Annotated in this window: 25 protein-coding genes; 11 read left to right on the forward strand and 14 right to left on the reverse strand. The window is 72.5% G+C overall.

The window, feature by feature from the left end; all coding sequences use genetic code 11:
* Window positions 1-55: 55 nt before the first annotated feature.
* Both NI17_RS07760 and chrA read left to right on the forward strand, forming a co-directional pair.
* Complete coding sequence (locus tag NI17_RS07760; RefSeq protein ID WP_068690446.1) at window positions 56-505, forward strand: MarR family winged helix-turn-helix transcriptional regulator; 450 nt, start codon at window positions 56-58, stop codon at window positions 503-505.
* A 1,123-nt stretch (window positions 506-1,628) separates the two neighbouring features.
* Entirely contained in the window at window positions 1,629-2,843 is a 1,215-nt protein-coding gene (chrA, locus tag NI17_RS07765; RefSeq protein WP_068690447.1) for a chromate efflux transporter, read from the forward strand.
* 73 nt (window positions 2,844-2,916) lie between these two features.
* Here the strand turns inward: chrA and NI17_RS07770 are convergent, their stop codons facing one another.
* The 3 genes from NI17_RS07770 to NI17_RS07780 all read right to left on the reverse strand — a co-directional run bounded on the left by NI17_RS07770 (window position 2,917) and on the right by NI17_RS07780 (window position 6,234).
* The gene (locus tag NI17_RS07770) at window positions 2,917-4,890 is read right to left on the reverse strand and encodes a heavy metal translocating P-type ATPase (protein ID WP_068690448.1); all 1,974 of its coding nucleotides are present in this window, start codon (window positions 4,888-4,890) and stop codon (window positions 2,917-2,919) included.
* Complete coding sequence (locus NI17_RS07775) at window positions 4,887-5,312, reverse strand: ArsR/SmtB family transcription factor (RefSeq protein WP_068690450.1); 426 nt, start codon at window positions 5,310-5,312, stop codon at window positions 4,887-4,889. The genes NI17_RS07770 and NI17_RS07775 overlap by 4 nt, the downstream gene beginning before the upstream one ends.
* A 328-nt stretch (window positions 5,313-5,640) precedes the next feature.
* Window positions 5,641-6,234, reverse strand: coding sequence for a dihydrofolate reductase family protein (locus NI17_RS07780; protein ID WP_068690452.1), 594 nt, complete (start codon window positions 6,232-6,234; stop codon window positions 5,641-5,643).
* 127 nt (window positions 6,235-6,361) lie between these two features.
* Here NI17_RS07780 and NI17_RS07785 point away from each other — a divergent pair, with 127 nt between their 5' ends.
* A complete protein-coding gene (locus NI17_RS07785) occupies window positions 6,362-6,937 on the forward strand; it encodes a TetR/AcrR family transcriptional regulator (RefSeq protein ID WP_068690454.1) in 576 nt (191 codons plus the stop codon).
* A 12-nt stretch (window positions 6,938-6,949) separates the two neighbouring features.
* On the opposite strand, the gene NI17_RS07790 is transcribed toward NI17_RS07785, so the two are convergent.
* From NI17_RS07790 to NI17_RS07800, 3 genes are all read right to left on the reverse strand, one after another.
* A complete protein-coding gene (locus tag NI17_RS07790) occupies window positions 6,950-7,336 on the reverse strand; it encodes a DUF488 domain-containing protein (RefSeq protein WP_068690456.1) in 387 nt (128 codons plus the stop codon).
* A 30-nt stretch (window positions 7,337-7,366) separates the two neighbouring features.
* Complete coding sequence (locus NI17_RS07795) at window positions 7,367-7,987, reverse strand: TetR/AcrR family transcriptional regulator (RefSeq protein ID WP_068690461.1); 621 nt, start codon at window positions 7,985-7,987, stop codon at window positions 7,367-7,369.
* 180 nt (window positions 7,988-8,167) lie between these two features.
* Window positions 8,168-8,653, reverse strand: coding sequence for an anthrone oxygenase family protein (locus NI17_RS07800; RefSeq protein ID WP_068690463.1), 486 nt, complete (start codon window positions 8,651-8,653; stop codon window positions 8,168-8,170).
* A 145-nt stretch (window positions 8,654-8,798) separates the two neighbouring features.
* Here NI17_RS07800 and NI17_RS07805 point away from each other — a divergent pair, with 145 nt between their 5' ends.
* Entirely contained in the window at window positions 8,799-9,761 is a 963-nt protein-coding gene (locus NI17_RS07805; RefSeq protein WP_068690465.1) for an AraC family transcriptional regulator, read from the forward strand.
* A gap of 136 nt (window positions 9,762-9,897) precedes the next feature.
* Here the strand turns inward: NI17_RS07805 and NI17_RS07810 are convergent, their stop codons facing one another.
* From NI17_RS07810 to NI17_RS07830, 5 genes are all read right to left on the reverse strand, one after another.
* Window positions 9,898-10,215, reverse strand: coding sequence for an ABC transporter permease (locus tag NI17_RS07810; protein ID WP_068690466.1), 318 nt, complete (start codon window positions 10,213-10,215; stop codon window positions 9,898-9,900).
* A gap of 30 nt (window positions 10,216-10,245) precedes the next feature.
* On the reverse strand, window positions 10,246-11,562 hold the full coding sequence (locus tag NI17_RS07815; RefSeq protein ID WP_068690467.1) for a TRM11 family methyltransferase: 1,317 nt from the start codon (window positions 11,560-11,562) through the stop codon (window positions 10,246-10,248).
* Window positions 11,559-12,398, reverse strand: a complete 840-nt coding sequence (locus NI17_RS07820; RefSeq protein WP_068690468.1) for a cytochrome c oxidase assembly protein — start codon at window positions 12,396-12,398, stop codon at window positions 11,559-11,561. The genes NI17_RS07815 and NI17_RS07820 overlap by 4 nt, the downstream gene beginning before the upstream one ends.
* Window positions 12,379-12,861, reverse strand: coding sequence for a DUF2243 domain-containing protein (locus tag NI17_RS07825; protein ID WP_068690470.1), 483 nt, complete (start codon window positions 12,859-12,861; stop codon window positions 12,379-12,381). Before NI17_RS07825 ends, NI17_RS07820 begins: the two co-directional genes overlap by 20 nt.
* A gap of 80 nt (window positions 12,862-12,941) precedes the next feature.
* On the reverse strand, window positions 12,942-13,565 hold the full coding sequence (locus NI17_RS07830) for a TIGR03085 family metal-binding protein (RefSeq protein ID WP_243597659.1): 624 nt from the start codon (window positions 13,563-13,565) through the stop codon (window positions 12,942-12,944).
* Window positions 13,566-13,685: 120 nt separating this feature from the next.
* Here NI17_RS07830 and NI17_RS07835 point away from each other — a divergent pair, with 120 nt between their 5' ends.
* Complete coding sequence (locus NI17_RS07835; RefSeq protein ID WP_068690472.1) at window positions 13,686-14,342, forward strand: hypothetical protein; 657 nt, start codon at window positions 13,686-13,688, stop codon at window positions 14,340-14,342.
* A 66-nt stretch (window positions 14,343-14,408) separates the two neighbouring features.
* Here the strand turns inward: NI17_RS07835 and NI17_RS07840 are convergent, their stop codons facing one another.
* The gene (locus NI17_RS07840) at window positions 14,409-15,974 is read right to left on the reverse strand and encodes an OmpA family protein (RefSeq protein ID WP_119267616.1); all 1,566 of its coding nucleotides are present in this window, start codon (window positions 15,972-15,974) and stop codon (window positions 14,409-14,411) included.
* Window positions 15,975-16,334: 360 nt separating this feature from the next.
* Between NI17_RS07840 and NI17_RS07845 the strand changes: the two genes are divergently transcribed.
* Together NI17_RS07845 and NI17_RS07850 are read left to right on the forward strand one after the other, a co-directional pair.
* The gene (locus tag NI17_RS07845) at window positions 16,335-16,871 is read left to right on the forward strand and encodes an NUDIX hydrolase family protein (RefSeq protein WP_068690474.1); all 537 of its coding nucleotides are present in this window, start codon (window positions 16,335-16,337) and stop codon (window positions 16,869-16,871) included.
* A 49-nt stretch (window positions 16,872-16,920) separates the two neighbouring features.
* Window positions 16,921-18,024, forward strand: a complete 1,104-nt coding sequence (locus NI17_RS07850) for an NAD(P)-binding domain-containing protein (RefSeq protein ID WP_234401854.1) — start codon at window positions 16,921-16,923, stop codon at window positions 18,022-18,024.
* Window positions 18,025-18,051: 27 nt separating this feature from the next.
* Here NI17_RS07850 and NI17_RS07855 read toward each other — a convergent pair whose 3' ends face one another.
* A complete protein-coding gene (locus NI17_RS07855) occupies window positions 18,052-18,714 on the reverse strand; it encodes a TetR/AcrR family transcriptional regulator (RefSeq protein WP_068690476.1) in 663 nt (220 codons plus the stop codon).
* A 221-nt stretch (window positions 18,715-18,935) separates the two neighbouring features.
* Here NI17_RS07855 and NI17_RS07860 point away from each other — a divergent pair, with 221 nt between their 5' ends.
* Window positions 18,936-20,483, forward strand: coding sequence for an MDR family MFS transporter (locus NI17_RS07860; protein ID WP_068690478.1), 1,548 nt, complete (start codon window positions 18,936-18,938; stop codon window positions 20,481-20,483).
* Window positions 20,484-20,837: 354 nt separating this feature from the next.
* On the opposite strand, the gene helR is transcribed toward NI17_RS07860, so the two are convergent.
* Window positions 20,838-22,988 (reverse strand): RNA polymerase recycling motor ATPase HelR, encoded by a 2,151-nt coding sequence (helR, locus tag NI17_RS07865; protein WP_068690483.1) that lies wholly within the window; start codon window positions 22,986-22,988, stop codon window positions 20,838-20,840.
* A 517-nt stretch (window positions 22,989-23,505) separates the two neighbouring features.
* On the opposite strand from helR, the gene NI17_RS07870 reads away from it, so the two are divergent.
* From NI17_RS07870 to NI17_RS07880, 3 genes are read left to right on the forward strand one after another with little or no spacing between them, the layout of a single operon-like run.
* Window positions 23,506-23,760: a hypothetical protein gene (locus NI17_RS07870; RefSeq protein ID WP_068690484.1), complete on the forward strand. Its 255-nt coding sequence runs from the start codon at window positions 23,506-23,508 to the stop codon at window positions 23,758-23,760.
* Window positions 23,760-24,734 carry an MvdC/MvdD family ATP grasp protein gene (locus NI17_RS07875; protein WP_068690485.1) on the forward strand — a complete coding sequence of 325 codons (975 nt, stop codon included), beginning with the start codon at window positions 23,760-23,762 and terminating at the stop codon, window positions 24,732-24,734. Before NI17_RS07870 ends, NI17_RS07875 begins: the two co-directional genes overlap by 1 nt.
* Window positions 24,731-25,828: a methyltransferase domain-containing protein gene (locus NI17_RS07880; protein WP_068690486.1), complete on the forward strand. Its 1,098-nt coding sequence runs from the start codon at window positions 24,731-24,733 to the stop codon at window positions 25,826-25,828. The genes NI17_RS07875 and NI17_RS07880 overlap by 4 nt, the downstream gene beginning before the upstream one ends.
* Window position 25,829 lies beyond the last annotated feature (1 nt).

A 25,829-nucleotide genomic window follows, 5' to 3' on the forward strand; every position in this document is an offset into this window, starting at 1 on the left:
TGTTGATTGACCATAGCTGAAAGTTGGTGACGCCAACAAGCACTAGAATCGAGTTATGACCGCCGATCCCACCGAGACGCCTCCCCGCCGACTGAGTGGCCTGCCCAGCCGTCTGCTGACCCAGACGGCCGCACACGTCCACCGCCTGGTCACGCACGGCCTGGGAGACTTCCGCACCCACCACTACGCCCTGATGGCCGCCCTGGCCGAAGCGGGACCGTCCAGCCAGGCCGTGCTGGGCCGCCGCTGCGGGATGGACCGCAGCGACGTCACCGCCGCGGTCACCGAACTGGCCTCCCGGGGACTCCTCCGACGCACCGTGGACCCCGCCCACCGCCGCCGCAACATCGTCGCCCTGACCGCCGAGGGCGAGAACGCGCTACGCGAGTTGGACCAGCGGGTGCAGCGCCTCCAGGACGAGGCGTTTGCGCCCCTGACCCCGACAGAGCGCGCCCACCTGGCCGAACTCCTCACCCGTCTCCTGGACCACCACACCCGTCCCTGACCCCGACCGGCGTCCCTCCCCTCAGGCGCCCAGGCCGCGCAGCAGCACGGCCAGACCTTCGAGGAACTCCCGGTCGGCGTCGACACCGCGGGCCTGCCGCGCGATCTCCGGCCAGGTACGGAAAACTCGGTCGGCGGCAATGTGGAGAGGGCGACCGCGCCCTCACCGGACAGGGCCCCAGGTGCTCGACCCGGATCGCCCCGATGACGCAGGCGAGCAGGCTGCGCAGCGCGACAACCCGCCATCCGCCCTCGATGCCCGCCTCGGTGAGAACGGCGAGTACCGTCTCCGACCGGCGCAGCACGCTGGGGGACCGGTGCCGGTGGGTGAGCGCCAGCAAGATGACCGACGGATGGGCGCACACGGCGTCGCACCAGGACCTCGATCCGCTCCCGCCACGGGCGCGCCCGGATCCGACGGCGCCGCCGTACGCCCCCGCGCCCTCGTCCCCGTCTTCGGACCACCGGCCCCGTCCCCGACCGCAACCGACCGGTCCACCGGAATCCGCGAGGCCGTGGTCTTCTCCCCGCCGAGGAACTGCCGGACCACACCGCCGACCTCCCGTCCGCGGTTGTCGTCGACCCCGACCAGCGGCTGTACACCGAATTCGGCGTCGAGGCCGCGCCGCGCGCTGCTCGACCCGTGCGCCTGGGGACCGACGGCACGACCGCACGGGGGGCCGCCCCGGCCTGCCCGCCGACTTCCCCGTCACCAGCCACGGCCGCGTCGCCGCCGCCAGGTACGGCGAGCACGTCTACGACCAGTGGTCGGTCGACGAACCGCTGGAACTGGCGGCCCGCGCAACGCGACCGACTCCCCCAGCCCGGTGCGGAAGGCCGCGGTGGCCCCGGTGGTGTCCGCATGTCCCACGCGCGACGCCACGGACCGGCGCGGGCGGGAGGAGCACCGGCCACACCACCGCCGCCGTCCCGGCACCGCGAATGCCCCGCCCCGCTGCCACACCCCCGATTTCGGTATCGTCATCCGATATCGGACGAAGCCAGTGGAACGGGCCACTCACCCGCGAAGGAGACCGGACCGTGAGCGAACCACCGGTGCCCCCGGCCGCCCTGCGGCCGCCGTCGGCACACCCCCGGCCAGGAACCCCGCGCGCGGTGCGCGGATGAGCGGGCGGACCACGGCGCCGGCTCCCGGACGCGGGACGGTCGGCGAGGTGTTCGGCGCCTTCCTGCTGCTGGGACTGACCTCCTTCGGCGGACCGGTGGCGCACCTGGGCTACTTCCGGGAGGCGTTCGTGGTGCGGCGCCGCTGGCTCACCGAGACCGCCTACGCCGACCTGGTGGCGCTGTGCCAGTTCCTGCCCGGCCCGGCCTCCAGCCAGGTCGGCATGGCCATCGGCCTGCGCCGCGCCGGATACGCGGGTATGGCCGCGGCGTGGGTGGCCTTCACCCTGCCCTCGGCGGCGCTGCTGGCGGCCTTCGCCCTGGGGGTCCAGGCCGTGGGAGCCCAGCCCGGAGCCGGGTGGCTGCTCGGACTCAAGGCCGCGGCGGTGGCCGTGGTCGCCCACGCCGTGGTGGGCATGGCCACCAGCCTGGCCTCGGGCAGACGCCAGGCCACGATCGCGGTGGCCTCTCTGGTCCTGGTCCTGCTGCTGCCCTCGACCCTGAGCCAGGTCGCGGCCATCGCCCTGGGCGCTGCGCTGGGCGCGGTGTGGCTCACCACGGCGCCGCCCGCCGACGGCGACGCGGCCGCCCCCGGCGTTCCCGTGCGCCGCACGACCGCCCTGGCCTGCCTGGCCGTGTTCGCCGCCCTGCTGGCGGGGCTGCCCCTCCTGGCCGCGCTGACCGGCAACACGGCCCTGGCCACGGCGGACGGCTTCTACCGCGCCGGATCGCTGGTCTTCGGCGGCGGACACGTGGTGCTGCCGCTGCTGGAGGCCGAGGTCGTGGGCACCGGAGCGGTGGACCACGAGTCCTTCCTGGCCGGCTACGGCGCGGCGCAGGCCGTGCCCGGACCGCTGTTCACCTTCGCCGCCTACCTGGGGGCGCTGCTGCCCGTGGCCGCAAACCCGCTGCTGGGGGCGGCGCTGGCCCTGGCGGCGATCTTCCTGCCCTCGGCGCTGCTGGTCGTGGGCACCCTGCCGTTCTGGGAACAGCTGCGCACCGCCGCGCACGCCCGGCGCGCGGTGGCCGGGGCCGGTGCGGCGGTGGTGGGGATCCTCGCCGCGGCCCTGTACGACCCGGTCTTCGTCCAGGGGGTGGTCTCGCCCGCGACGATGGCCGTGGCCGCGGTCGCGTTCGTGGCCCTGGCGGTGTGGCGCGCCCCCGCCTGGGCGGTGGTCCTGGCGGCCAGCGCGGTCGGGGCGCTGGCCCTGTGAGCGGTGGGGCGACGCTGAGGGCGTCGCCCCACCGCCCGGGAAGGGACCGGCTCCACCCTCCCCGGGCGGCCCGTCAGCGGACCGCCGCCTCGCTCGCCCCTGCGGGGGCGGGGGTGTCCAGCCGCAACCGGGTGGTGCGGCCCGCGCGCACGCCGTTGAGGATGATGACGAACTCCGCGACCTCGTGGACCAGCACCACCGCGGCCAGGCCCAGCACCCCGGCCAGCGCCAACGGGATCAGCACCGCGATCAGCGCGAGGGAGACCACGACGTTTTGCAGGATGATCCGCCGGGAGCGGCGGGCGTGCGCCAACGCCCCGGGCAGCAGCCGCAGGTCGTCGCCCATGAGGGCCACATCGGCGGTCTCCACGGCCACGTCCGCGCCCATCGCGCCCATGGCCACGCCCACATCCGCGGTGGCCAGGGCCGGGGCGTCGTTGACGCCGTCGCCGACCATCGCGGTGACGCGACCCGAGCCGCGCAGCCGGCCCACGATGCGGGACTTGTCCTCCGGGCGCAGATCGGCGTGGACCTCACCGATTCCGGCGCGTTCGGCCAGGGCGTGGGCGGTGGCGGCGTTGTCGCCGGTGAGCATCACCACGTCGTGGCCGCCGGCGCGCAGACGGGCGACGGCCTCGGCGGCCTCCGGCCGCAGGTCGTCGCGGACCGCGACCGCGCCGACGACCGCGCCGTCGACCTCCACCAGCACGGTCGTGGCGCCCTCCCGCTGCATGCGGGCGACGTCGTCGGCGAGCACGCCCGGCTCGATCCAGCCCGCACGCCCCAGACGCAGTCGACGGCCGTCGCAGACGCCGAACAGCCCCGCGCCGGGCACCGCCTCCACCTCCGTGGCTCTCGGGACGGCGGGGGCCGCGCGCAGGACCGCGCGGGCCAACGGGTGCTCGCTGCGCGCCTCCAGGGCGGCGGCCAGCCTCAGCACCGTGTCGCGGTCGTGGCCGGGGGCGGCGGCCACCGCGACGACGGCCGGTTCGTTGCGGGTCAGGGTGCCGGTCTTGTCGAGGGCGACGGTGCGGACCCTGCCGAGGGCCTCCAGGGCCGCGCCGCCCTTGATGAGGACGCCGCGTCTGCTGGCGGCGCCGACGGAGGCGACGACCGTGACGGGCACCGAGATCGCCAGCGCGCACGGGGACGCGGCGACCACGACGACCAGGGCACGCTCCACCCACAGCAGCGCCTCGCCGAGGAGGGCCCCCGCGGCGGCGATGAGGGCGGCGACGACGAGGATGCCCGGCACCAGCGGGCGGGCGATCCGGTCGGTCAGGCGCTGGGTGACGCCCTTGCGGGACTGCTCCGACTCCACGATGTGGACGATGCGGGCCAGGGAGTTGTCGTCGGCCGTGGCGGTCACCTCGACCTCCAGGGCCGCGCTGCCGTTGACGGACCCGGCGAAGACCTCGTCTCCGGGACCGGCCTCGACCGGCACCGACTCGCCGGTGAGGGCCGAGACGTCCAGGCTGGCGCGCCCCTCGCGGACGATCCCGTCGGTGGCCAGGCGCTCGCCCGGCCGGACGAGCAGGACGTCGCCGACGGCGAGGTCGTCCGGGTCGACCTCGCGCTCCTGTCCGTCGCGCCGGACGGTGGCGGTGCGGGGGACCAGGTCGAGCAGGGCGCGCAGCCCTCTGCGGGTGCGGACCACGGAGTACTCCTCCAGGCCCTCGCTGAGCGAGTAGAGGAAGGCCAGCGCGGCGGCCTCCTCGACCTGGCCGAGCGCGGTGGCGCCCACCGCGCCGATCGTCATGAGGGTGTCGACGCCGATCCTGCCGCGGAGCAGTTTGGCCAGGGTCTCGGGCACGAACGTGGCCCCGCCCGCCACGAGGGCGGCGGTGTAGGGCAGCAGCGCCCAGACCCGCTGGTCGGCCAACTCCAGCAGGAACCCGCACAGCAGCAGCAGCCCGGACAGCGCGCCCAGGCGGATCTCGCCGACCTGCCAGACGTGGTCGACGTCCTCGCCGTCCTCGTCGTGGCCGCAGCACCGGTCGTCGTCGGGGGCGGCGGTGGGCGCGTCGTGGGGGTCGTGTCGGGTCATGTCGGCCGCTCCGTGTCAGGGGAGGTCGGGGGTGCGGGGCGGGTCGGGGCGTCGACGCCGTAGTTCGGGCACAGCGCGGGGGCGTCCCCGGTGGAGTGCAGCAGCCGCTTCGCCGCGGTGAGCACGTCCAGCAGTTCGGGGGCGCTGGTCAGGGAGAACAGCGAGGCCCGGCCCCGGGGGCGGGAGGTGACCAGGCCGCAGTCGCGCAGGCAGGACAGGTGGGCGCTGATCGTCGACTGCGCCAGTCCCAGGTGGTCGGTCAGGTCCCGTACCCGGTGCTCGCCGAAGGTGAGGTGGTGCAGGATCGCCAGCCGGGTCGGGTCCGACAGGCCGCGGAACAGCGCGGCCGTCGGGGCCAGCGCGTCGGGGGCGAGGACGGTCCCTTCGCCCGTCTCACCATTTTCTTCCGGTGTCATCGTCATGCGACGATGCTATCGGTGGTGGGCTGTGACACGGATCGGCGCCTACCTGTGCGGCACACCACAGCAAGGCGGGTGGCGCACCGCCCCCGGCCCCTTCCCCGTCCTCGCCGACGGACCCGCGCACGCACCGCACGCTCCACGACCTCCTGCGCATGCCGCCACGGCGTCCCGGCCAAAGCAGCGACGCGAAGTCGTTGGGGGAAGGCGGGGCCGTTCCGAGGTGCCGCGCCGCTGCTCGGCCTCGGTGTCCCCGGAGCCGGATCCAGGGACCGGTGCCAGGCGGAGCGCCCCCCGCCGCGGCCGACCGAAGCCGCCGGCACAGCGGACCTCACGCCGACGCGGCCCCGCCCGGTGCGCGCGTGTAGGTGAGGACGACCACCCCGCTGTCGAAGACGCGACTGCCCGCCAGCGCGAAGTGCCGGGGGGAGAAGTCGGCGGTGAACAGCGGAACGCCCGATCCGGCGACGACCGGGTAGAGCTTGACGACCAACTCGTCGATCTCCGGCAGCAGCGCGCCCGCCAGCGCGGCCCCGCCCGCCAGGTAGACGCCCAACCCGTCCTCCGCCTTGAGCGCGCGGACCGCCTCCAGCGCATCGCCGGAGACGATCCGCACCGCCGGATCGGGACTGCGGGTCATCGAGCGGGAGACCACGTACTGGCGCAGGTGGGCGTACGGGCTGGTGATCCCGGCCGCCAGCGCGGGCTCGTAGGTGCGCCGCCCCTGGATGACGGTGTCGAAACGGGTGTTGGCGACATCGGCCACCCCCAGCCGGGCACGCACGTGCGTGGGCAGCACGTCGGGGATGTCGGAGACGAACCAGTCGACGAGGTCCCCGCCGACGGGGTAGAAGTCGACCTCGTCGCCGGGACCGGCGATGAAGCCGTCGATGGTCGTGCCGACGTAGTAGGTCAGTGTGCGCACGGAAAAGACCCCCTGGCGGTGGCGCGGACAACGGGAGCGGGCACGACTGGGCCGACCCGACAACAACTTCACGTATAGTACTTCACATGTAGTGGTTGTGGGTGTTGATCTTTCTGGAGGACCCCCTTTGGTACGCAACCCGCAGCGACGCGCGGCCCTGACCGACGCGGCCATCGAGGTACTGGCCCACCAGGGCGCACGCGGCCTCACCTTCCGCGCCGTCGACGCCCGGGCCGCCCTGCCCACAGGCACCGCCTCGAACTACTTCACCAACCGCGACGACCTGCTCGCCCACGTCGCCGACCGGATCTTCCAACGGCTCGCCCCCGACCCGGCCGTCACCGAACCCCTCATGCGCTCCCCCCGCGACCGCGTGCTGGTGGCCGCACTGATGCGCGACATCGCCGACCGCGTCACCCGCGACCGCACCGGCTACCTCGCCCTGCTCGAACTGCGCCTGGAAGCCACCCGCCGCCCCCGACTACGCGCGTCCCTGACCCGGACCGTCCGCACCGACCTCGACGCCAACATCGCCTTCCACCTGGACGCCGACCTGCCCGGCGACCGCGCCACGGTCACCACCCTCTACTTCGCGATGCTCGGCCTCATCGTGGAACACCTCACCCTGCCCGACCTGCTCGCCGACACCTCCCTGCACGAGACGATCGACCGCATCGTCACCACGATCGTCCCCGAACACTGACCTTCCACCCGCTCAGGCGCGCAACCGCTCCAACAGCCACTCCCGCAACACCACGGCGTTGTTGCGCTCGGTGTCGGCCGCCGAGTACAACAGGGTCACCGGCCCGTGCCGCGCGGCGTCCACCAGCACGGCCGACCGTTCGGGAGCACCGTCCAACTCGGCCCGGTAACGGTCACGGAACCCGGCCCAGCGCCCGGGATCGTGCCCGAACCAGCGACGCAACCCGGCACTGGGCGCGACCTGCCGCACCCAGCCGTCCATGGGCACATCCGCCTTACGGACCCCGCGCGGCCAGACACGGTCGACAAGAAACACCCGCCGCCCGCGCGTGGCGGAGCCGTCACGCACCCCGGCGTCGTAGACCCTGCGCACCTCGATGTCGGTCGATGCGGTGTTCATGGCCGTCTGCTGCCCACAGCAGACAGAGTCTCACTCCCACCCGTCGGACGGCTCGGGAGGCGGGGCGGACAGCAGCGGCAACACCACCTCGTCGACGATCTCCACGACCACCGCCTCGGGGATGGGCGTGCCGTGGAAGAGAAAGTGGTGGCGCAGCAGCGCCTGACCGGCCTCCAGACGGCGCGGGGTCACACACGCCGGATCGAGTTCACCGCGCTCCACGGCACCGCGGACGATCTCGGCCATGACCGCACGTCCCACCCCCTGGGAGTGATCGCGAAACCGCCGTGCCAACTCCGGATCGCCGAGCAGGCCGCGCATCGCCTCCCCCGCCGGTCCGGCCAGCAGCGCCGCACCCCGCCGCAGCAGGGTCAGCAGGTCACCGCGCAGACTCCCCGTGTCAGGAGGATCGGACGGGTCGACAAGCATGCGGGCAACGGTGTCCATCACCAACTCGACACGGCTGGGCCAGCGCCGGTACAGCGACGCCTTGCTCGCCCGGGCACGCTCGGCCACGCTCTCCATGCTCAGCTTCGCGTACCCGTTCTCGGCGAGTTCGACCACCACCGCCCAGAAGATCGCGTCGTCGAGGGTCTTTCCGCGACGGCGGGGCCGACGGCGGTGGTCGACGGCAGACAGATCGGAGTGCATGGCGGGAATCCTACGAACCCTCGGCGACGCCGGGGGTGAAGATGACGATTCCGATACCGCAGCCCGGATAATCCGCCACTTCCCAACGGAAACGGCGGGCGGAACCACGGATTCCTCCGCCCCGCCCCGAAGCGCAGGACCCACGCGACCGCACCGGACAACGGAGGCGACCCGCCCGGCTCACCCCACCGCCACCGCACCCACCAGGCACCCGAACGCCAGCACCGACGCCACCGTGCGCACGACGTTCCAGCGCACCCACCGCGCCTCGAAACGGCGACGCACCCCCACCGGATCCGCCATCCGCTCCACCGGCCCCGCCTGCGCCAACGCGTCGTTGAGCGGAACACTGCCCCGCACGGTGACCGCCAGCGACACCACACCCCCCACCAGCGCCGCCACCAGCCATCCCAACACCGCTCCGGACGAGCCCACGTGCACCACGACCGCCACCAGCGACAGCACCGGGGAACCGAGGAAGACCACCAGGAACCACCCGTTGAGGATCGCCTCGTTGATCCGCTGCATCACCTCCACCACCCCGCGGTCGCCCACCCTGGCCAGCCCCGGCATCACCGCCACCGAGAACGCGAAGAACACCCCCGCCAACAGCCCCGTTGTCACCGTGGCCGCCACCACCGCGGCCCACCGCACCACCTCGAACACCCCACACCTCCCCGCACGAGGGCCACACGGGTTCACCACCCCCGCACGGCGCGATCCACGATCCACGACCAGCCAAACACCACCCCGCCGGGCAGGGCCATACGCGCACGACTCACCCTGCTGCGCGAGCGTCTACACTCCAGGCGTGGACGCGCTCCTTCCCCTCCTCCACAGCCCCCGCGCCCGCGACGCGTTCCTGCTGCGCGCCCTCCTCGACCCGCCCTGGTCACTGCTGGTCCGCGACCGCGCCCCGCTGACCCTCATCGCCGCCGCCCGCGGCGAGGCCTGGCTGCGCCCCGGCACCGCGGCCCCCCACCGCCTGCGCGCCGGAGATGTCGCCGTCGTCCGCGGCCCCGACCCCTACACCGTCTCCGACACCCCCGCCCGGCCGCCCCGCGTCGCCATCGGCCCCGACCAGCACTGCACCACCCTGCGCGGAGCGCCCCTCGCCGAGACCATGGCGCGGGGCGTGCGCACCTGGGGAACCGGCGACACCGGGACGACCGTGCTGCTCGTGGGCACCTACCCCACCCCCACCACGGTGGGACGCCGCCTCCTGGCCGCCCTGCCCCCGCTCATCGTCCTGCCCGGCCACACCGCCACCTCCCCCCTCGCCACCCTCCTCGCCGCAGAGATCACCCGCGACCTGCCCGGACAGCAGGCCGTCCTCGACCGCCTGCTGGACCTGGCACTGATCGCGGCGCTGCGCACCTGGCTCACCGACCCCGCCGCGCACGTGTCCGCCTGGTACCGGGCCGCCGCCGACCCGGTGGCGGGCCGCGCCCTGGCCCTGCTGCACCAGCACCCGGCCCACCCCTGGACGGTCGCCTCCCTGGCCGCGGCCGCCAAGGTGTCCCGCGCCACCCTGGCCCGCCGCTTCCGCGCCCTGGTCGGCCAACCCCCCATGTCCTACCTGGCCGCATGGCGCCTGGAGTTGGCCGCCGACCTGCTCGCCGACCCCGACGTCACCGTCGAGTCCGTCGCCCGCGCCGTCGGCTACACCAGCGCCTTCGCCTTCAGCGCGGCCTTCAGACGCCACCACGGCACCAGCCCCCGCCACCACCGCGCCGGACACGCGACGCACACCGCCGAGGAGCCGACCCCGTAAGGGCCCGGCTCTCCCGAAGCTGCGGCGAGCCGGGCCGGATGAATCACTGCTGGCCGGTCCGGTCTTCCCCGCGGGCCTACTCGTCTCCGGCCGGGACGTCTTACGTGGCACTCGCCGCGATCCGGCTGGTTCGTGGTCAGGTCTTGTTGAAGGTGTTCTTGGCCCAGAGGTGGTAGGCGGCGATGGCGGCGCTGCTGCCGATCGGGGTGCCGAGGAGGAGGCCGCGGACGGTTTCCATGATCGGGGTGAAGGGCTGGTAGTCGGCGAACCAGCGGAGGGCGGTGGGCATGGAGCCGGTGGGAACGAAGCCGCTGCCGAGGAAGAGCAGCAGGACCAGGGGCGTCGGGGTGTTGCTGGCGGCCTCGGGGCAGGATCCCCCCGCACAGAGCCCTCCCGCGGCCGTCACGCCCGCGCCAACGGTGCCGACGAGCGGAACGGAGAGCCATGCCCACAACGGTGCCGCGCACCCGATCCGCCCTCCCGGTCACGGTGCCGCGGACACGCCGGGCCAGCCAGCCCGACCGCACCGGCGCGAGGGGGTGAGCCCCGTCCCGCCCGGCCGCACCCCCCGCACCTCGTACTCGTACAGCGCCTTGTTGCTGTTGCGTTTGCGGACCGTGGCGACCTCCACGTCGGCGAACCCCAGCGCGCGCAGCATCACCGCGTACCACTCCTGCGCGGGCACCAGGTGCCCGTAGAAGACGGAGTTGCCGACGATGTAGCACACCGATCCGCCCGGCCGCACGTGGGCGGCCGCGGCCCGCAGGTGCAGCCACATGTCATGGAAGTACCTGCGGACATAGGTCGCCAGCAGCGGCCCGTTCCTGCCGCCGTCGGCGGCGATCGCCGCACACACCGGCTCCACCAGCGCGTCCACCGGCGTGTCGGTCTCCGGCTCCCAGGAGGTCAGCCTGGAGGTGGCCGTCCCCCAGGAGCCGCCGACGGCCCGCCAGTCCAACTCCCCCGCGTCGGCCGCCCGGTCCAGGTAGCGCAGCCAGTACATGTAGGGCCGCAACTCCCGGATGTAGGACATCCGGTTCACGTACGGCGGAGAGGTGAGCAGCAGGTCGCACGGCCGCAGGCCCTCCAGTGCCCGTCGCGCGTCACCGTGGACGATCCTGGCCCCTCCGGGGAGCCCGTCCCCGGCGCCGCCGACAACGGTGCGCCCCTCGGCTTCGAACGCCGCCAGCGTTTCGGCGGCCTCGCGATCCGGGTCGGACGGAGTCGGGGCATCCGTCCGGTTGCCCAAGGACATGCTCTGGTGGTTGAACGCCGCGTTGCTGCGCGCGATCAACGCACGGCACAGGGCGACCTCCAGAAGGTCGCCGCTCCCGCCCAGGCCGCCGCTGTCGTCAAGGGCGGCGCGCAGCGCTCTCAGGGCCCCAAGACTCCCAGGACCCCACCACCTCTCGATCCTGAAGAGGCCGGGCTGCCACAGGTCGTCCCGGCCCAGCAGCCGCCTCGCCGCGGCCACGACCGCGGAGACCGCGTCGTCGGCGGCGGCCAGCTCCGCCCCGGAGTAGTGCGCGGTCTTGACCCGCCCCAGCCACACCAGGAACGGGTTGACGTCGACCCCCTGCCCGATGTGGCCCGACTCCACCGCGGCCAACGGCGTGGTGCCGCTGCCGCAGAACGGGTCGGTGACCACCGACCCCTCGGGCAGGTGCGCGATGCGCTCCCGGACCAGACGGACCCCGTAGGCGGGAGTGAGCCGCAGCCAGCCGTGCCGGCCGACTCCCGCGTTGGCCCGAAACGTCAGGTGCCGGTTGCGCCCGTGCGGCCCGCGTTCGGCAACGGTCATCGCGCCCGCACAACCCCTCGGCCCCGGCCGGACCGGGTCGCCTCCTGCGCCCCCCGGCAGCGCAGGCGCGCCGGGGTCCGCCCGGCACGCGGCCCCAACCAGTCCCGGCACAGCAGCGCCGCCAGCGCGATCTCCACCGGCATACCGCCGTAGTACATCACCTGCGCGCCCACCTGTGCCTGCTCCACCGGCACCCCGGCGGGCGGAGCCGCGTACAGGGTCTTGGCGAGAACGTTGTGCGCGGCCACCGCCCCCACCAGTACCCCCGCCCGCCAGAGGGGCCGCATCCGGTGCGGCGCCGGGTCCGGCCCGCCCAGCACCGCGAAGGTGAACACCCACCCGGCAACCAGCACATGCACGTGCACCAGAGCGTGCGCCCCGGCGTGGTCCAGCATCACCGCATACAGCCCACCGTGGTACAGCACCCACAGCCCACCGACGTTGAGCACGGCCGCCACCACGGGGTGGGTCGCCACCGCGACCGGCGGCGAACGCAGCAGCCGCACCAGACGGCGCCCGTGAGGCGTCGGCAGCACCCGCAGCGCCAGCGTCACCGGAGCCGCCACCGCCAGCAGCAGCGGCGCCAGCATCCCCAACAGCACATGCCCCGCCATGTGCCAGACGAAGTCGTGGTGGGCCAGCCGGGCCATCGGCCCCGCCACCGCGCCGACCGCACACGCCCACCCCGCCGTCCACGCCGCGACACGCCGCGCCGACCAGGCCGTCCCGCGCCGACGCACCGCGGCCGCCGCGGCCAGGTAGCCGCCCACCGCCGCAGCCGCGACCGCGGCGGCCACCCACCCGGCCACCGCCGGGTCAGGACCGTGCGGATGCACCGGAAGCCGCCTCGGCCGCGCGGACTCGCCGCCACGTCACCACCCACCACACCAACCCCGCGACCAGCAGCACCGCGGCGGCGACGTTCCACGTCACGTCGTAGGGCAGCAGGTCCACCCCGTAGCGGATCTGGTGGATCCCCATGATCTTGTGCTGCACGACACCGTCGTACAACTGGAAGGACCCCGCCCCCACCAGCCAACCGGCGGCGAACGGAGCCCACCGAAACACCCGCTCCCGTTGCAGGGACGCCACCATGAACAGGCCCGCCACCGTCGCGAACCAGCTGAAGGCGTGGAACAGCCCGTCGGAGACCAGCCCCACCTCACTGGTCGACAGGTCGTAGAAGTGGTGCCAGTGCAGCAACTGGTGGAACACCGCCTCGTCAACGAACGCGACCGTGCCCAGCCCCAGCAGAATCCCCGCCGTCAGGGTGCGGCGCGCCGCACTCACCCGCGCCATCGCGCTCCCCTCTACCGCCTTTCGCGCCTGTGGACGCCGCACCGCCTACCCGGGGCGCGAAACGGCAAAACCAGCGCGGCTCACCAGTCCAGCCGGGCGCCGGACAGCCGTTCGGCCAGCGCGTCGGGTCCGATCAGCCGCACCTCGCGGGCGACCCGCTGCCTGCCGGAGACGAACAGCGCCAGTTCCGAGGGGGCGCCGACCACACGCAGGCCCGGCCCGCCCCGCCCCGAGCGCAACCGACCGTGCTCCGGCGCCTCCACCAGCACGGTGGCCGGAAAACGCCGCAGGCCCAGCTTCGCCATCGGTTTCAGCCCGCGCCACAGCGCCGCCTGCTGCGGCCGCGACAGCGTCCGCGGCCGCCACTGCGGCTGCGCGCGACGCACGTCCTCGTGGTGGATGAACAGCTCCAGGGTGTTGACGATCCGGTCCACCACCGAAAACCCGCCCAGCGACCAGCGCGGCGGCTGCCGCAGCGCCGCCACCAGCTCCGCGAACGGCAGCCGCTCCACCCGGGCGCGGGCCCCGCCTCCGCCGGCCACCGCCGACCACGGACGGCGTTCCCGCACCACCAGGTGCACGGCCAGATCACGGGTCGTCCACCCCTCGCACAGCGTCGGCGCCTGCTCACCGAGCTCGGTGAGCAGATCACACAGCGCCGACCGTTCCGATCGGGCCAGATACCCCGCAGACCTCGCAGCCACGTCTCTCCCTCCGCCCCGGTCGGAAGCGTCCGGGTTCCTTGCCGATGTTCCTCGCGTCCGAGCCTGCCCTATACTCCCGTGGCGCCCGACGCCTATCCCCTAGCCAACCGAAAGTCTTCCATGCGACTGATCCCCTCCACCCGCACCGGATGCATCGCCGCGACCGCCGGGGTCGTCGTGGTGGGCGGACTGGTGTTCCTCGGCTACCGCCACCTCCTCGGCGACGACGAGTTCACCCTGCCGGTCACCGCGCTGACCTCGCCCGCCCCCACGCCCACCCCGGCCGACGTCACCTTCACCCTTCCCGACACCTGCGCCGAGGCGGGAGCGACCGAACTGGTCGGCGACCTCGCCCCGCAGGGCACCGCCCTGGTCGAGGACAGCGAGGAGAGCGACGACGCCGACGCCCGCCAGCTGTCGTGCGTGTGGACCGACGGCACCGACGCCGACAGCGAGGCCCTCATGCTCGTCTTCGCCGTCAACATCGACCCCAGCGACCGGGTCGCGGTGGTCCGGCTCCCCGACGAACAGCGGGAGCAGCAGGACATGGGCTGGGAGGTCGACGTCGACGTGAACGTCGACACCTACCGGACCACCGCGACCGACCCCCTCGGCGGCGAGCTCAAGTACGTCACCACCGTCGACGGCTCCAGCCGACAACTGTCCCTGGAACTGCCCGGCGAGGTCCACATCGCAGCCGTCGCCCTGTTCTCCGACATCCCCCGAGAAGACATGGAACAACTCCTCGTCACCGCCGCCGGGCAGCTCCAGCAGTAGCCCCCGCACACCAACGGGGCCGCCCCCGCGACGGGGGCGGCCCCGCAAACGTCACCCGCACGGCGACTACTCGACGGGAACCTCCGGAATCTCACCGAACACCCCGGCCCGCAGCGTCAACTGCTCCACCTCCGACCCCGGAGCGGGAAACACCGCCACCAGCTCGTAGGTGCGCCCCGGCTGCAACTGGTGCACCTCCTCGGCGAAACCGCTGTAGACGCCGTCACCGAAGTTCATCTGCGCCACATAGCGCACCAGACCGCTCTGCGGCTCCACCAACTGGAAACCACCCAGCGTGCCCTTGCTGAACTGCTCGGGACCGCCCGCCACCACAGCCGCGTCCAGGTCCGGGTCCAGCGGCTCACCGGTGGTGTTGGTCAACGTCACCGTCCCCACCACGTAGGCGCCGTCACGGCGCAGCGGGTGGACGTCCAGCCGGACGCCGTCACGCTCCACACTCGCCACCACGTCACCGGGGTCGTCGGTGAACGGCGCGGGCCAGCCCACGCTCTGCCCGGCCACCCCGAGGCCGTCGTCGGTCTCCTCCTCACCCCCGCCCGGCATTCGGATGGTGTAGGAGAACTCCACCCGCCGGTTGCGGGCCCGCGCCTGCTCGTCGTCGGGACCGCCCTCGCGCGCGATCGGCTCGCGGCTGCCGCGGCCCTCCACCACGTACACGTAGTCGGTGCCCATCTCCTCGACCAGGAGGTTGCGCACCGTCTCGGCCCGCCGCACCGACAGGTCGTCGTTGTAGGCGTCGCTGCCCCTGCCGTCGGTGTGGCCGATGACGACGATCTCCGGGTTCTCCGGGTCCACGTTGCGCTCCAGCGTCTCGGCGGCCCGCCGCACCACCGCCTCGGCCTCCGGGGTCAGATCCGACCGGTCGAACTCGAACATCACATCGGAGTGCAAGGAGATCGTCTCGGTGTCGCCGTCGCGGGTCACCGACGCGATCTCGGAGTCCACGAAGCTCTCCACCCAGCCCTCCACGGCGACCGCCTCGTCGTCGGGGCGCCGGTTGGCGAACGTCAACGTCTCCCCGGCCGGCGGCGGATCGTCCACCGACAGGTGCTCTCCGCCGTTGGGCTCCACCGGGTCGGGCCGCTCCTCCTCGACGTCCTGCACCGGGATGCCGGTCATCGCGCCCAATCCGCTACCGACGAAGGTCACCTGACGCACCTGCTTCGGCAGCGGCGGAAAGTAGCGGCGGTACTCGTTGGTGACCCCCGGAAACACCGGATACAGGCCGTTGCCGGTGGGACTGACCGAACCGTACTTCAGTCCCTGCCCGTCCACGTAGGGACGGTAGACCCGCCCGGTGACCGGGTCGACCAGCGTATGGGTCATGCTCAGGTTGCGGTTGGCGCCCTCGAAGTCGTCGGGATAGGTGATCTCGTAGTGCAGCACCGTGTACTCGTCGGTGCGCTCCAGGCCCGTGACGGCGAACCGCATCGTCGTGTCCTGGCCGGTGTCCTGGAAGATCGTTCCCTCCTTCACGTAGGGGAACTCCTCCCGCACCGTCGGCCGGTCCTCACCCGACACCCACGACACGACGACACTGCACCCGCTCACCAGCAGGCCGCCCACCACCAGCAGCGCGATCATCGAGAAGACGCGTCTGTTCCGCGCCATGCGGGACATCTCCGATCATTGGGGGACTCGTTCGCAGACATCCTCCAGGAATCACCGCCCAAGCGCGAAACGCACGTCCGCCGCTTTCCCGCCGCCACGCCCTGCCCCCACTCCAGGATGTGGCCCAAGGCGCACCGCCGGAAAGACCCCTTCGGTCTTCCCGGCGGTGCGCCCCGGCCGCGACCGGGCACGGCGCCATCGAACCCGGACCGCCCCGAACTCCGGGGCGCGAAAAACGACACCGCAGGGCCGCCCACACCCTCGAAACCACACGAGCCCCGCCCACCGACCCACACCGAACCCGCCGGTAGCACATCCGCCACGCGGATACCACCCGCCCGGATGCGGTAGGAACGAGGCATGACCGATACCACGGACACCACACCGGTCTGGTTCTCCCCCGAGGAACTGGAGTCGGTACGCGACCGCATGCCGATCCTCTACATCAACGCGGTCCCGGTACGGACCGACGACCGGGGCGAGGTGACCAGCGTCGGCCTGCTGCTGCGCGTCGGCCCCGACGGCACCATCAACCGGGCCCTGGTCTCCGGACGCGTCCTCTACCACGAACGCATCCGCGACGCCCTGCTGCGCCACCTGGAAAAGGACCTCGGCCCCGTGGCACTGCCGCGCGTCCCCACCTCACCGCAGCCGTTCACCGTCGCCGAGTACTTCCCCACCCCCGGCGTCACCCCCTACCACGACCCCCGCCAGCACGCCGTCTCACTGGCCTACGTCGTCCCGGTCACCGGCGACTGCCAACCCCGCCAGGACGCCCTCGACCTGGTGTGGTTCACCCCAGAGGAGGCCGCAGGCCCCGAAGTCCTGCAGGAGATGAGCGGCGGCCAGGACGTGCTGCTGCGCCAGGCCCTCGCCCACGTGGGCCGCCTGTCCTGACCCCGGGCGCCGGGCGGGAAAACACCCTGCCCGGCCCGGCGTTGCCACCGTGACACCCATCCGAGGCAAAGAGGCGACCCCGCAGCCGCGCGAGGTCGACGTCGCCGTCATCGGCGGCGGGCAGGCGGGCCTGGCCTCCGGCTACTTCCTGAGCAGACGCGGCCACACACCCGAACGCGACTTCGTCATCCTCGACCGCTCCCCCGCCCCGGGCGGGGCCTGGCAGCACGTGTGGCGCTCGGTGCGACTCCTCTCACCGCCCCACCACACCCACCTGCCCGGACTCCCCTGGGACCGCCCCTCCTCCGCCCCGCCCAGCGGACCGGAGGTCGCCGCCTACTTCGCCCGCTACGAGGAGCACTTCCGGTTTCCGGTGCACCGACCCGTCACGGTACGCCGGGTCGCCAACGACGGCCCCGACGTCACCGTCACCCGCGACACCCCACTCCTCATCCACACCGACGCGGGCCGGTGGCGGGCCAGAGCCGTCATCAACGCCACCGGCACCTGGGACCGCCCCTTCGTCCCCACCGTCCCCGGAGCCTCCGACTTCCGCGGCCGCCAACTGCACGCCGCCCACTACCACGCCCCCGAGGAGTTCACCGGGCAGCGCGTGGCCGTGGTCGGCGGCGGCCACTCCGCACTGCAGATCCTCGCCGAGATCTCCACCGTCGCCGACACCCTCTGGATCACCCGCCGCCCACCCGAGTTCCGCACGGCCCCGCTCACCGAGGCCGACCTGGTCGCCGTCACCGACGCAGTCGCCGCCCACGCCGCCACCGGCCGTCCGCTGCGCAGCGTCGTCAGCTACACCGGACTCGTGGAGACCCCCGAGGTGGCGCGGGCGCGCGAACGCGGCGTCCTGAAAGCGCGCCCGATGGTCGACTCCCTCACCCCCGACGGCGTGGCCTGGACCGACGGCACGACCGAACCCGTCGACACCATCGTGTGGGCCACCGGCTTCCGCCCCGTCCTCACCCATCTGGCGCCGCTGCGGCTGCGCTCCGAACTCGGCGGCATCAAGCTGGCCGACACCCGCGCCGCCGTCGACCCCCGCGTCCACCTGGTCGGCTACGGCCCCTCGGCCAGCATGATCAGCGCCCACCGCGCCGCGGCCACCGCCGCCCGCGTCCTCGCCGCAGGACGGCCCTGAACCGTCGGCCCCGCGCGGGGAGACCGCTCAGTCCGCGCCGCGCGGCGGACGGAGGAGAGCGTCCAACTCCTCCGGGGTGAGCGGATCCGGCAGTGGGCTGGGATCGGGCGTGCGCAACCCGTCCAGGATGATGAGCAGGTACCGCTTCCACACCTCGGGACGGACGGTCCGCACGTACTCGCTGACCGAACCGAGCATCATCCCGATGATCGGCATGTCCCGGTCGGTGATGTCGGACCGCAACCGGCCGCTGCGCTGGACGCGTTCGACGACGGCCCGGATGGCGGGCACCAGCCGGTCCCTGGCCCGGGCCACGCGGTCACGGCCGTAGGTACCCAGCAGCGTGGCCTCGCGCAGACCCCGGTCACGGACGAACAGCTCGTTGGCGCGCACGGTGAAGCGCACGAACCCCTCCCAGGGGTCGTCGACGGCCAGCGCCTCCTCCGCCAGGGCCACCATGGCGTCGATCTGCTCCTCGAAGAGCGCCTCGACCAGTGCCTCCTTGCCGGAGAAACGGCGGTAGACCGTGCCCACGCCCACCCCGGCGCGAAGGGCGATGTCGTCCAGGGCGGCCTCCAGACCGCGTTCGGCGAACACCTCGCGTGCGGCGCGCAGGATGCGCCGCCGGTTCTCCTCGGCGTCCTTGCGCAGGGGGCGGGAGGACGGGGAGCGCGACGGTGGGGAACTCATGCGGCCAGCATAACCAAAAGCGGAGAGGTCACCTCCGCTTGTGTTATCGTCAGTCAGCCGGAGGGGGAATCTCCACCTGGCGCACAACGGCCCACCGGCCCCACCACCGCCGATTCCGGCCCCGGCCGATCACCCACCACACACGGACCGGGACCCGCCCTCCCCGCATCCCCTCCAGTCGAACCACGGGCCACCAGCCCCGGTCCCTTCGAGAAGGACACGTGAGCACCCCAACACCAGCACGAGAGGGCACACCGCACGGACCCGCCGAAAAGACGGTCGACCGGCGGACGATCCACGCCGTGTTCGCCGGGCTCCTCGTCACCATGTTCCTGAGCTCACTGGACCAGACCGTCTTCGGCACGGCCCTGCCCACCATCGTCGGCGAACTCGGCGGCGTCAGCCGGATGCTGTGGGTGACCACCGCCTACATCCTCGCCGCCACCGTCACGATGCCGGTCTACGGCAAACTCGGCGACCTCATCGGACGCAGGAACCTGTTCCTCGGCGCGCTCGTGCTGTTCCTCGCCGGATCGGTCATCGGCGGCCTCTCCCAGGACATGCGCTGGCTGATCGTCGGCCGCGGAGTACAGGGCCTGGGCGGCGGTGGACTGATGATCCTGTCCCAGGCGATCATCGCCGACATCGTCCCCGCCCGCCAACGCGGCCGCTACATGGGTGTGATCGGCGGAGTGTTCGCCCTGTCCTCCGTGCTCGGCCCGATCCTCGGCGGCTGGTTCACCCAGGGCATCGGCTGGCGCTGGGCATTCTGGATCAACATCCCCCTGGGACTGCTCGCCCTGCTGACCGCCGCGGTCTTCCTGCGCCCGCCCCAGCACGCCGTGCGGCGCCCCCGTATCGACGTCGCGGGCATCACGACCATGTCGGTGGCGGTCACCTCGATCGTGCTGTTCAGCTCACTGCTCGGCGACCACGCGTGGAACTCCCCCGCCCTCCTCTCGCTCGCCGCGGTCGCCGTCGCCGCGGCCACGGTCTTCATCCTCGTGGAGCGCCGCGCCGCCGAACCGGTCATCCCGCCGCACCTGTTCGCCGACCGCAACTTCAACCTGGCCACCCTCGCGGGGCTGTGCACCGCGCTGGCCATGTTCGGCGCCGTCGCCTACCTGCCCACCTACCTGCAGATGGTCTCCGGACTCAGCGCCACCAGGGCAGGGTTCCTGATGCTGTCCATGATCGGCGGGGTGATGGTCACCTCCGTGGTCACCGGCGGCCTGGCCAGCAGAACCGGACGCTACAAGTGGATGCCGATCGCTAGCTCCCTCGTCGTGACCGGCGGCCTGGTGCTGCTGTCCACGATGACCGTGGACACCCCGCTGGCAGCCGTCTGCTGCTACATGGCCATCGTCGGAGCGGGCATCGGGCTGGGCATGCAGATCCTGGTGCTGATCGTGCAGAACTCCTTCCCCAACTCCGAGGTCGGCACCGCCACCGCCGCCAACAACTTCTTCCGCGAGATCGGCGCCTCCCTCGGCTCCGCAGCCGTCGGTGCGCTCTTCACCCACAGGCTCACCACGCTCCTGGGCGAGAGGGCATCCGTCGCGCCAGGCGGCGGCCACGGTGGGATCGACCAGGACTCCCTCACCCCGTCAGCCGTCAACGCGATGCCCGAACCGGTGCGCGACGCCATCATCACCGCCTACAACGAGGCACTGACCCCGGTGTTCCTCTACATCACCCCGCTGTTGCTGGTCAGCACGGTCATCCTGTTTTTCGTCAAGGAGAAGCCGCTGGCTACCACCGTGCGGTGATCTCTTTCTGCCGTTTCTTCTTCAACTAAAACTCTTGATATATTAGTTCAGCGACCTTTACGATGTAGATTAATAAGGCCCGCGACGTGGCGAACCGAAGCGGCAGGTGTGCCGCAGCCCGGCACGGGTAACCGCATCCACCTCGGAGGAACCGACCCCCCGGGAGTGCGCGCGCCTCGGGGGTGTCCGGCCCCGCCCCTGCGGGGCGACCGTGAACCGGGGGGCGACAGGACCGGCGTCACCCGGCTCGGGTCCTTCCGGATCGGGGGCCGTTTCCCCTCCCACGCCGAGGAGGTCCCGGCGGCCGTGGTGCCCGCCCGGCGCCGGGCGGGCACCACGTTGTCCCGGCCGACATCAGGAGCTCGTGAGGATGACGAGTCGCTGTGTCGCCCGGGTCATCGCGACATAGCGGTCGACCGCTCCTTCGATCCCCCCGCCGAACGCCTCCGGGTCGACGAGGACGACCAGGTCGAACTCGAGCCCCTTGGCCAACTCCGGGGGCAGCGACCGGACGCGGGACGTCCCCCGGAACGCGGGATCGCCGATGACGCAGGCGATCCCGTCGGCATTCTCGGTGAGCCAGGTGTCGAGGATCGACCCCAGATCCGAGACGGATCCGTGGACGACGGGGACGCCGCCGCTGCGGACGGAGGTCGGCACGTTGGCGTCCGGGAGCACGGCCCGGATGACCGGCTCTGCTTCGGCCATGACCTCTTCCGGAGTCCGGTAGTTGATGCTCAGGGAGGCCAGGTCGATCCGGTCGAACCCGACCCGTTCGAGCCGTTGCCGCCACGACTCCGTGAACCCGTGCCTGGCCTGGGCGCGGTCCCCGACAATGGTGAAACTCCGGGACGGGCAGCGCAGCAGCAGTATCTGCCACTCCGCGTCGGTGAGTTCCTGCGCCTCGTCCACGACGATGTGCGCGAACGGGCCGGCGAGCAGGTCCGGGTCGGTGCCGGGCAGCGCGGTCTCGTCGATCAGGCTGTCCTGCAGGTCCTGTCCGCGCAGCATGGTCACCACACCTTCACCGTCGTCATCGGCCTGGAGCAGGCTGTCGATGACGTGGGACATGCGCTCGCGTTCGGCGGCGGCGGAGGCGTTGTACCGACGCCTGCGCCGTGACGCCTCCGGGTCGCCGAGCCGCTGGCGTGCCGCGTCCAGGAGCGGCAGGTCGGACACCGTCCATGCCTGGGCGTCCTCGCGCTGCAGCTTCCGAACGTCGTCGGGACTGAGCCAGGGGGCGCACCTGCGCAGGTAGGCGGGCACCGACCACAGGTCTGCGACGAGGTCGGTCGCTTCGATCAGCGGCCACGCGCGGTTGAGGGCCCTGATCAGCTCCGTGTTCCGCAGCAGCGACATCCGGAGCAGGTCGGGCGGGACGTCGTCATCGTCGTGCTTGTCCATCAGGATCGCGAGCAGTTCCTCCAGGATCTGTTCGCGCGCTTCGTTGTGCGGAGTACCTGGTTCCGGTGCTTCGAACGCCTCGGCCCAATCGTCGGCGCTCAACCAGATGTCGGACCAGTCCGTCGCGACCGTCATCCCCTCGGTGGGCGGCTGTTCGTAGAACCTGACGGCCGGCTCGATCGCCTTCACCAGGTTCGCGGAGGACTTCAGGAGGGCCACGTCCGGGTCGGTCTCGACCGTCGCCGAGGCTCCCTCGGGGACGAGGTCCCGCAGGGTGCAGGTCTGCACGCCCTCCTCTCCGAGGCTGGGGAGGACGTCGGCGACATAGGCCAGGTAGGGCTGGTGCGGACCGACGAACAGCACGCCGCCCCGACGGCGGCCGAGGCGGGGGTCGGAGTAGAGGAGGTGGGCGGTGCGGTGCAGGGCGACGACGGTCTTTCCCGTGCCCGGACCGCCGTCGACGACGAGAGCGCCACGGGATCCCGCGCGGATGACGGCGTCCTGGTCGGCCTGGATGGTGCCGAGCACGTCTCGCATCCGGGCCGACCGGTTGCCGCCCAGGCTGGCGATGAAGGCGGACTGGTCGTCGAGTGCGGCGTGCCCCTCGAATCCGTCCGCGGTGAACACCTCGTCCCAGTAGTCGCTGATCCGGCCGCGGGTCCAGCGGTACCTGCGGCGGCTTGTCAGTCCCATCGGGTTGGCGTGGGTCGCCGCGAAGAACGGCTCGGCCGCGGGGGAACGCCAGTCGAGCAGCAACCGACGTCCTTCGCGGTCGGTCAGACCGAGCCGTCCGATGTACACGGGCTCGGGGTCGTCCGCTGTGACGATGCGTCCGAGGCACAGGTCCAGGCCGAAGCGGCGCAGGGCGCGCAGGCGGGCGGTCAGCCGGTGGATCTCCATGTCCCGGTCCATGACCTCCCGGCCTGTGCCGCCGGACGTCCTGCGTCTGGCATCGAGGCGGTCGGACAGGTCGGCGATCGTCTGTTCGAGGCTCTCCGCGATGGCCGCGAAGTGCTGCTCGTCTCCGGCGATCAGTGTCGGGTCGGCTTTGGCGGCGAGGTGGCCGGGGAGGTCGAACGCGCTGGTGGTCAGTGGCTTCACGCCGTCTCCCGTGCCGTGGGTTCTGGTCACGGTCGACGATTCTGCGGCAAGACCCGGGGCTTGCCGCAAGCCCCCGGGTGGGCTATAGCTTGAGAGTGGAGGGGAGTCGTCAAGACCCTCTCCCCTGACCGTCCGCCGTTGACGGACGGCCTTTTCACGCAGCGGCGTCGCGCCGCGTCCCCCTCTTCCCACGCTGAAAGCGTTCCCGGCCGCCCCGCGCACCGTCGCCGGGGTCGTGTCCCGGCTCACCGTGCCAGCACCGGACCGCGGCGGCTCCGTCGCCGTCCGGGATTTCCCATCCACCCCGAATGCGGGCAAACATAAGAACGGTACGCATTTATTCTCCGAAAACGGAGTCCGCGTTTCCTCTCTCCGGAAATGGAAGCCCATCCCCCTCTCCCGCCCCTGTCGCACCGGCGCCGATACGGGCGTTTTTTCGCGGCCGCCGAGCTTTTATCCTTCCCAACCCGGGGAATAGGATGGAAGAAAGAAATCACCCCGTCCCGGAAGTCGAGCGATGGATTTCTCCCCCCTTGTCCTGACCGAAGACCGCTTCCCCACCGGACTGCCCGGGCGGCGCGTTCCCGTCCGCGTCGAACAACCGAGCGCGCACCGTCCGTGGGGCATGGACCAGGCCCGCCCGCCGCTTCCCGTCTCCTTCTCAGGCAAGCACGAGAAGCCCACCACCACCCGCCAGGAGACCGTGCCCACCCAGTACAGCGAGGACAGCGAGGTACGGCCCGACGACTACACCCAGACCGTGACCGACTGATGCGCGACGGCGGGAAGGTGCTGATGCTGGCCGCAGGCGACGACGGTGAGGCCGACCGGGTGGCCGCGCGGCTCACCGAGCGCGGCGCCGCCTTCTTCCGCCTGGACACCGCCGCCTTCCCCGCCGTCTGCACGGTCACCGCCGAACTGGGTCCCTCCGGCTGGCACGGCACCATCACCACACCCGAAGGAGTCCTCGACCTGACCGAGGTCGACGCGGTGCTGTACCGCCAGCCCCGCCCGTTCGACCTGCCCGCCGACCTGAACACCTCGGAGCGCCGCTTCGCGCAGGTCGAGGCCCGCTTCGGCCTCGGCGGCCTGCTCTCCTCCCTGCCCGCACGCTGGGTGCCCGGCACTCCCGGCCGGGTCGCCGACGCCGAGTACAAACCGGTGCAACTGGCCGCGGCCGCCCGCTGCGGCCTACGCCCGCCTCCCACCCTGGCCACCAACAGCCCCGACGCCGCCCGCTCCTTTGCCGCCAGCCACGACGGCGGAGCCGTGTACAAGGCGTTCATGCACAAGGTCGTCGCCGACGACGGCCGACTCCGCCTCATCTACACCAGTCGGGTCGACCCCGCGGCGGTGGACGGACGGGTCGCCGTCACCATGCACCAGTTCCAGGCCAACCTGGCCGCCCGCAAGCGTTTCGACGTCCGCGTCGTCGCCACCCGCCACCGACACGCCGCCGTCGCGATCGCCTCCGACAGCCCACAGGCCCGCCAGGACTTCCGCAGTCACTACGACACCCTCACCTACCGGCCGGTCGCACTGCCGCCGGAGGTGGCCGAGGGCTGCCGCCGGTATCTGCGTCTCCTAAAGCTGCGGCTGGGCGTTTTCGACTTCTGCGTCACCGACGACGACCAATGGCATTTCCTGGAATGCGGTCCCGGGGCGCAGTGGGCCTGGCTGGAGGAGGCCACCGGAATTGTGATGGGCGACCTGGTCGCCGACGCGCTGCTCAAGGACTCGCCATGACCCTTTTGTCCGCCCCGGAATGGCGGTCGCTGCTGCTCGCCCTCGCCGACACGCTCCCCGAGGACGTGGTGGCCGACCCCGCCTGGCGCCGCGCCTTTCTGTCGGTCCCCCGGCACGTGTTCGTGCCCGGCTTCTACGGCGACCAGCGGCCCCGGCCACGCTGGATCGGCCCCGACGACCCGTCCTGGCTGCCGCGTGTCTACTCCGACGTCTCGCTGGTCACCCAGATCCGCCAACACCCCGACGACCCGCGCAACTGGTGGCCCACCTCCTCCAGCAGCCGCCCCTCCCTCATGCTGGCCATGCTCCACGCCCTCGACGTCGCCGACGGCATGCGGGTGCTGGAACTGGGCACCGGTACCGGCTACAACGCCGCACTGCTCACCGCCCGCCTCGGCGAGGCGGGCGTGGTCTCCGTCGACATCGACCCCGCCCTGGTGGAGGAGGCCCGCGACCGCCTGGCCCGCCTCGGCCTGCACCCGACGCTCGCCGTGGCCGACAGCACCGCAGGCCATCGTGCCGCCGCCCCCTACGACCGGGTGATCGCCACCCACTCGGTGGAGCGGGTGCCCTACGCCTGGGTGGAGCAGACCCGCCCTGGCGGCGTCATCCTCGTCGACATCCGGTCGGTCGGCAACGCCCGCGTGGGCCACATCGCCCGCCTGACCGTGCACGCCGACGGCACCGCCACCGGCGACTTCCGCGCGGTCGCCTCGGGGTCGTTCATGCCCGCCCGCCGCGAGGTCGCCGTCCCCGACCAGCGCCTGCTGCCCGCCCGCGACCTGCGCGACGCCACCACACGCGCCAGCGACCTCGGCGGCGGCGTCCTGGCCGACCCGGACCTGGCGTTCGCGCTGTGGGTGACCGTACCCGACCTCAGTATCGTCCCCACCGGCCCCCGGACACTCGTGTTCACCCCTGACGGCTCGTGGGCAAGCGCTCCCGCGGACCCCGGCAGGGTGCAGGTCGCCGGAGAGCGCGACCTGTGGCACGCGGTCGAGGAGGTCCACGCCGCCTGGCAGGCGGCGGGACGTCCCCGGGTGGAGGAGTACACCGTCACCGTGACCGAGCACGGGCAGCGCATCGAGGCGTGAG

It is taken from the genome of Thermobifida halotolerans, from assembly GCF_003574835.2.
Lineage (GTDB): Bacteria > Actinomycetota > Actinomycetes > Streptosporangiales > Streptosporangiaceae > Thermobifida > Thermobifida halotolerans.

What these genes read in the sequence shown, in the direction of transcription:
- NI17_RS07795 (WP_068690461.1), bottom strand. Translation starts at nt 7,987, where the DNA reads ATGCACTCCGATCTGTCTGCCGTCGACCACCGCCGTCGGCCCCGCCGT.
- NI17_RS07845 (WP_068690474.1), top strand. Translation starts at nt 16,335, where the DNA reads ATGACCGATACCACGGACACCACACCGGTCTGGTTCTCCCCCGAGGAA.
- NI17_RS07825 (WP_068690470.1), bottom strand. Translation starts at nt 12,861, where the DNA reads ATGGCGCGGGTGAGTGCGGCGCGCCGCACCCTGACGGCGGGGATTCTG.
- NI17_RS07815 (WP_068690467.1), bottom strand. Translation starts at nt 11,562, where the DNA reads ATGACCGTTGCCGAACGCGGGCCGCACGGGCGCAACCGGCACCTGACG.
- NI17_RS07760 (WP_068690446.1), top strand. Translation starts at nt 56, where the DNA reads ATGACCGCCGATCCCACCGAGACGCCTCCCCGCCGACTGAGTGGCCTG.
- NI17_RS07870 (WP_068690484.1), top strand. Translation starts at nt 23,506, where the DNA reads ATGGATTTCTCCCCCCTTGTCCTGACCGAAGACCGCTTCCCCACCGGA.
- NI17_RS07775 (WP_068690450.1), bottom strand. Translation starts at nt 5,312, where the DNA reads ATGACGATGACACCGGAAGAAAATGGTGAGACGGGCGAAGGGACCGTC.
- NI17_RS07855 (WP_068690476.1), bottom strand. Translation starts at nt 18,714, where the DNA reads ATGAGTTCCCCACCGTCGCGCTCCCCGTCCTCCCGCCCCCTGCGCAAG.
- NI17_RS07770 (WP_068690448.1), bottom strand. Translation starts at nt 4,890, where the DNA reads ATGACCCGACACGACCCCCACGACGCGCCCACCGCCGCCCCCGACGAC.
- NI17_RS07875 (WP_068690485.1), top strand. Translation starts at nt 23,760, where the DNA reads ATGCGCGACGGCGGGAAGGTGCTGATGCTGGCCGCAGGCGACGACGGT.
- NI17_RS07835 (WP_068690472.1), top strand. Translation starts at nt 13,686, where the DNA reads ATGCGACTGATCCCCTCCACCCGCACCGGATGCATCGCCGCGACCGCC.
- NI17_RS07880 (WP_068690486.1), top strand. Translation starts at nt 24,731, where the DNA reads ATGACCCTTTTGTCCGCCCCGGAATGGCGGTCGCTGCTGCTCGCCCTC.
- chrA (WP_068690447.1), top strand. Translation starts at nt 1,629, where the DNA reads ATGAGCGGGCGGACCACGGCGCCGGCTCCCGGACGCGGGACGGTCGGC.
- NI17_RS07840 (WP_119267616.1), bottom strand. Translation starts at nt 15,974, where the DNA reads ATGGCGCGGAACAGACGCGTCTTCTCGATGATCGCGCTGCTGGTGGTG.
- NI17_RS07790 (WP_068690456.1), bottom strand. Translation starts at nt 7,336, where the DNA reads ATGAACACCGCATCGACCGACATCGAGGTGCGCAGGGTCTACGACGCC.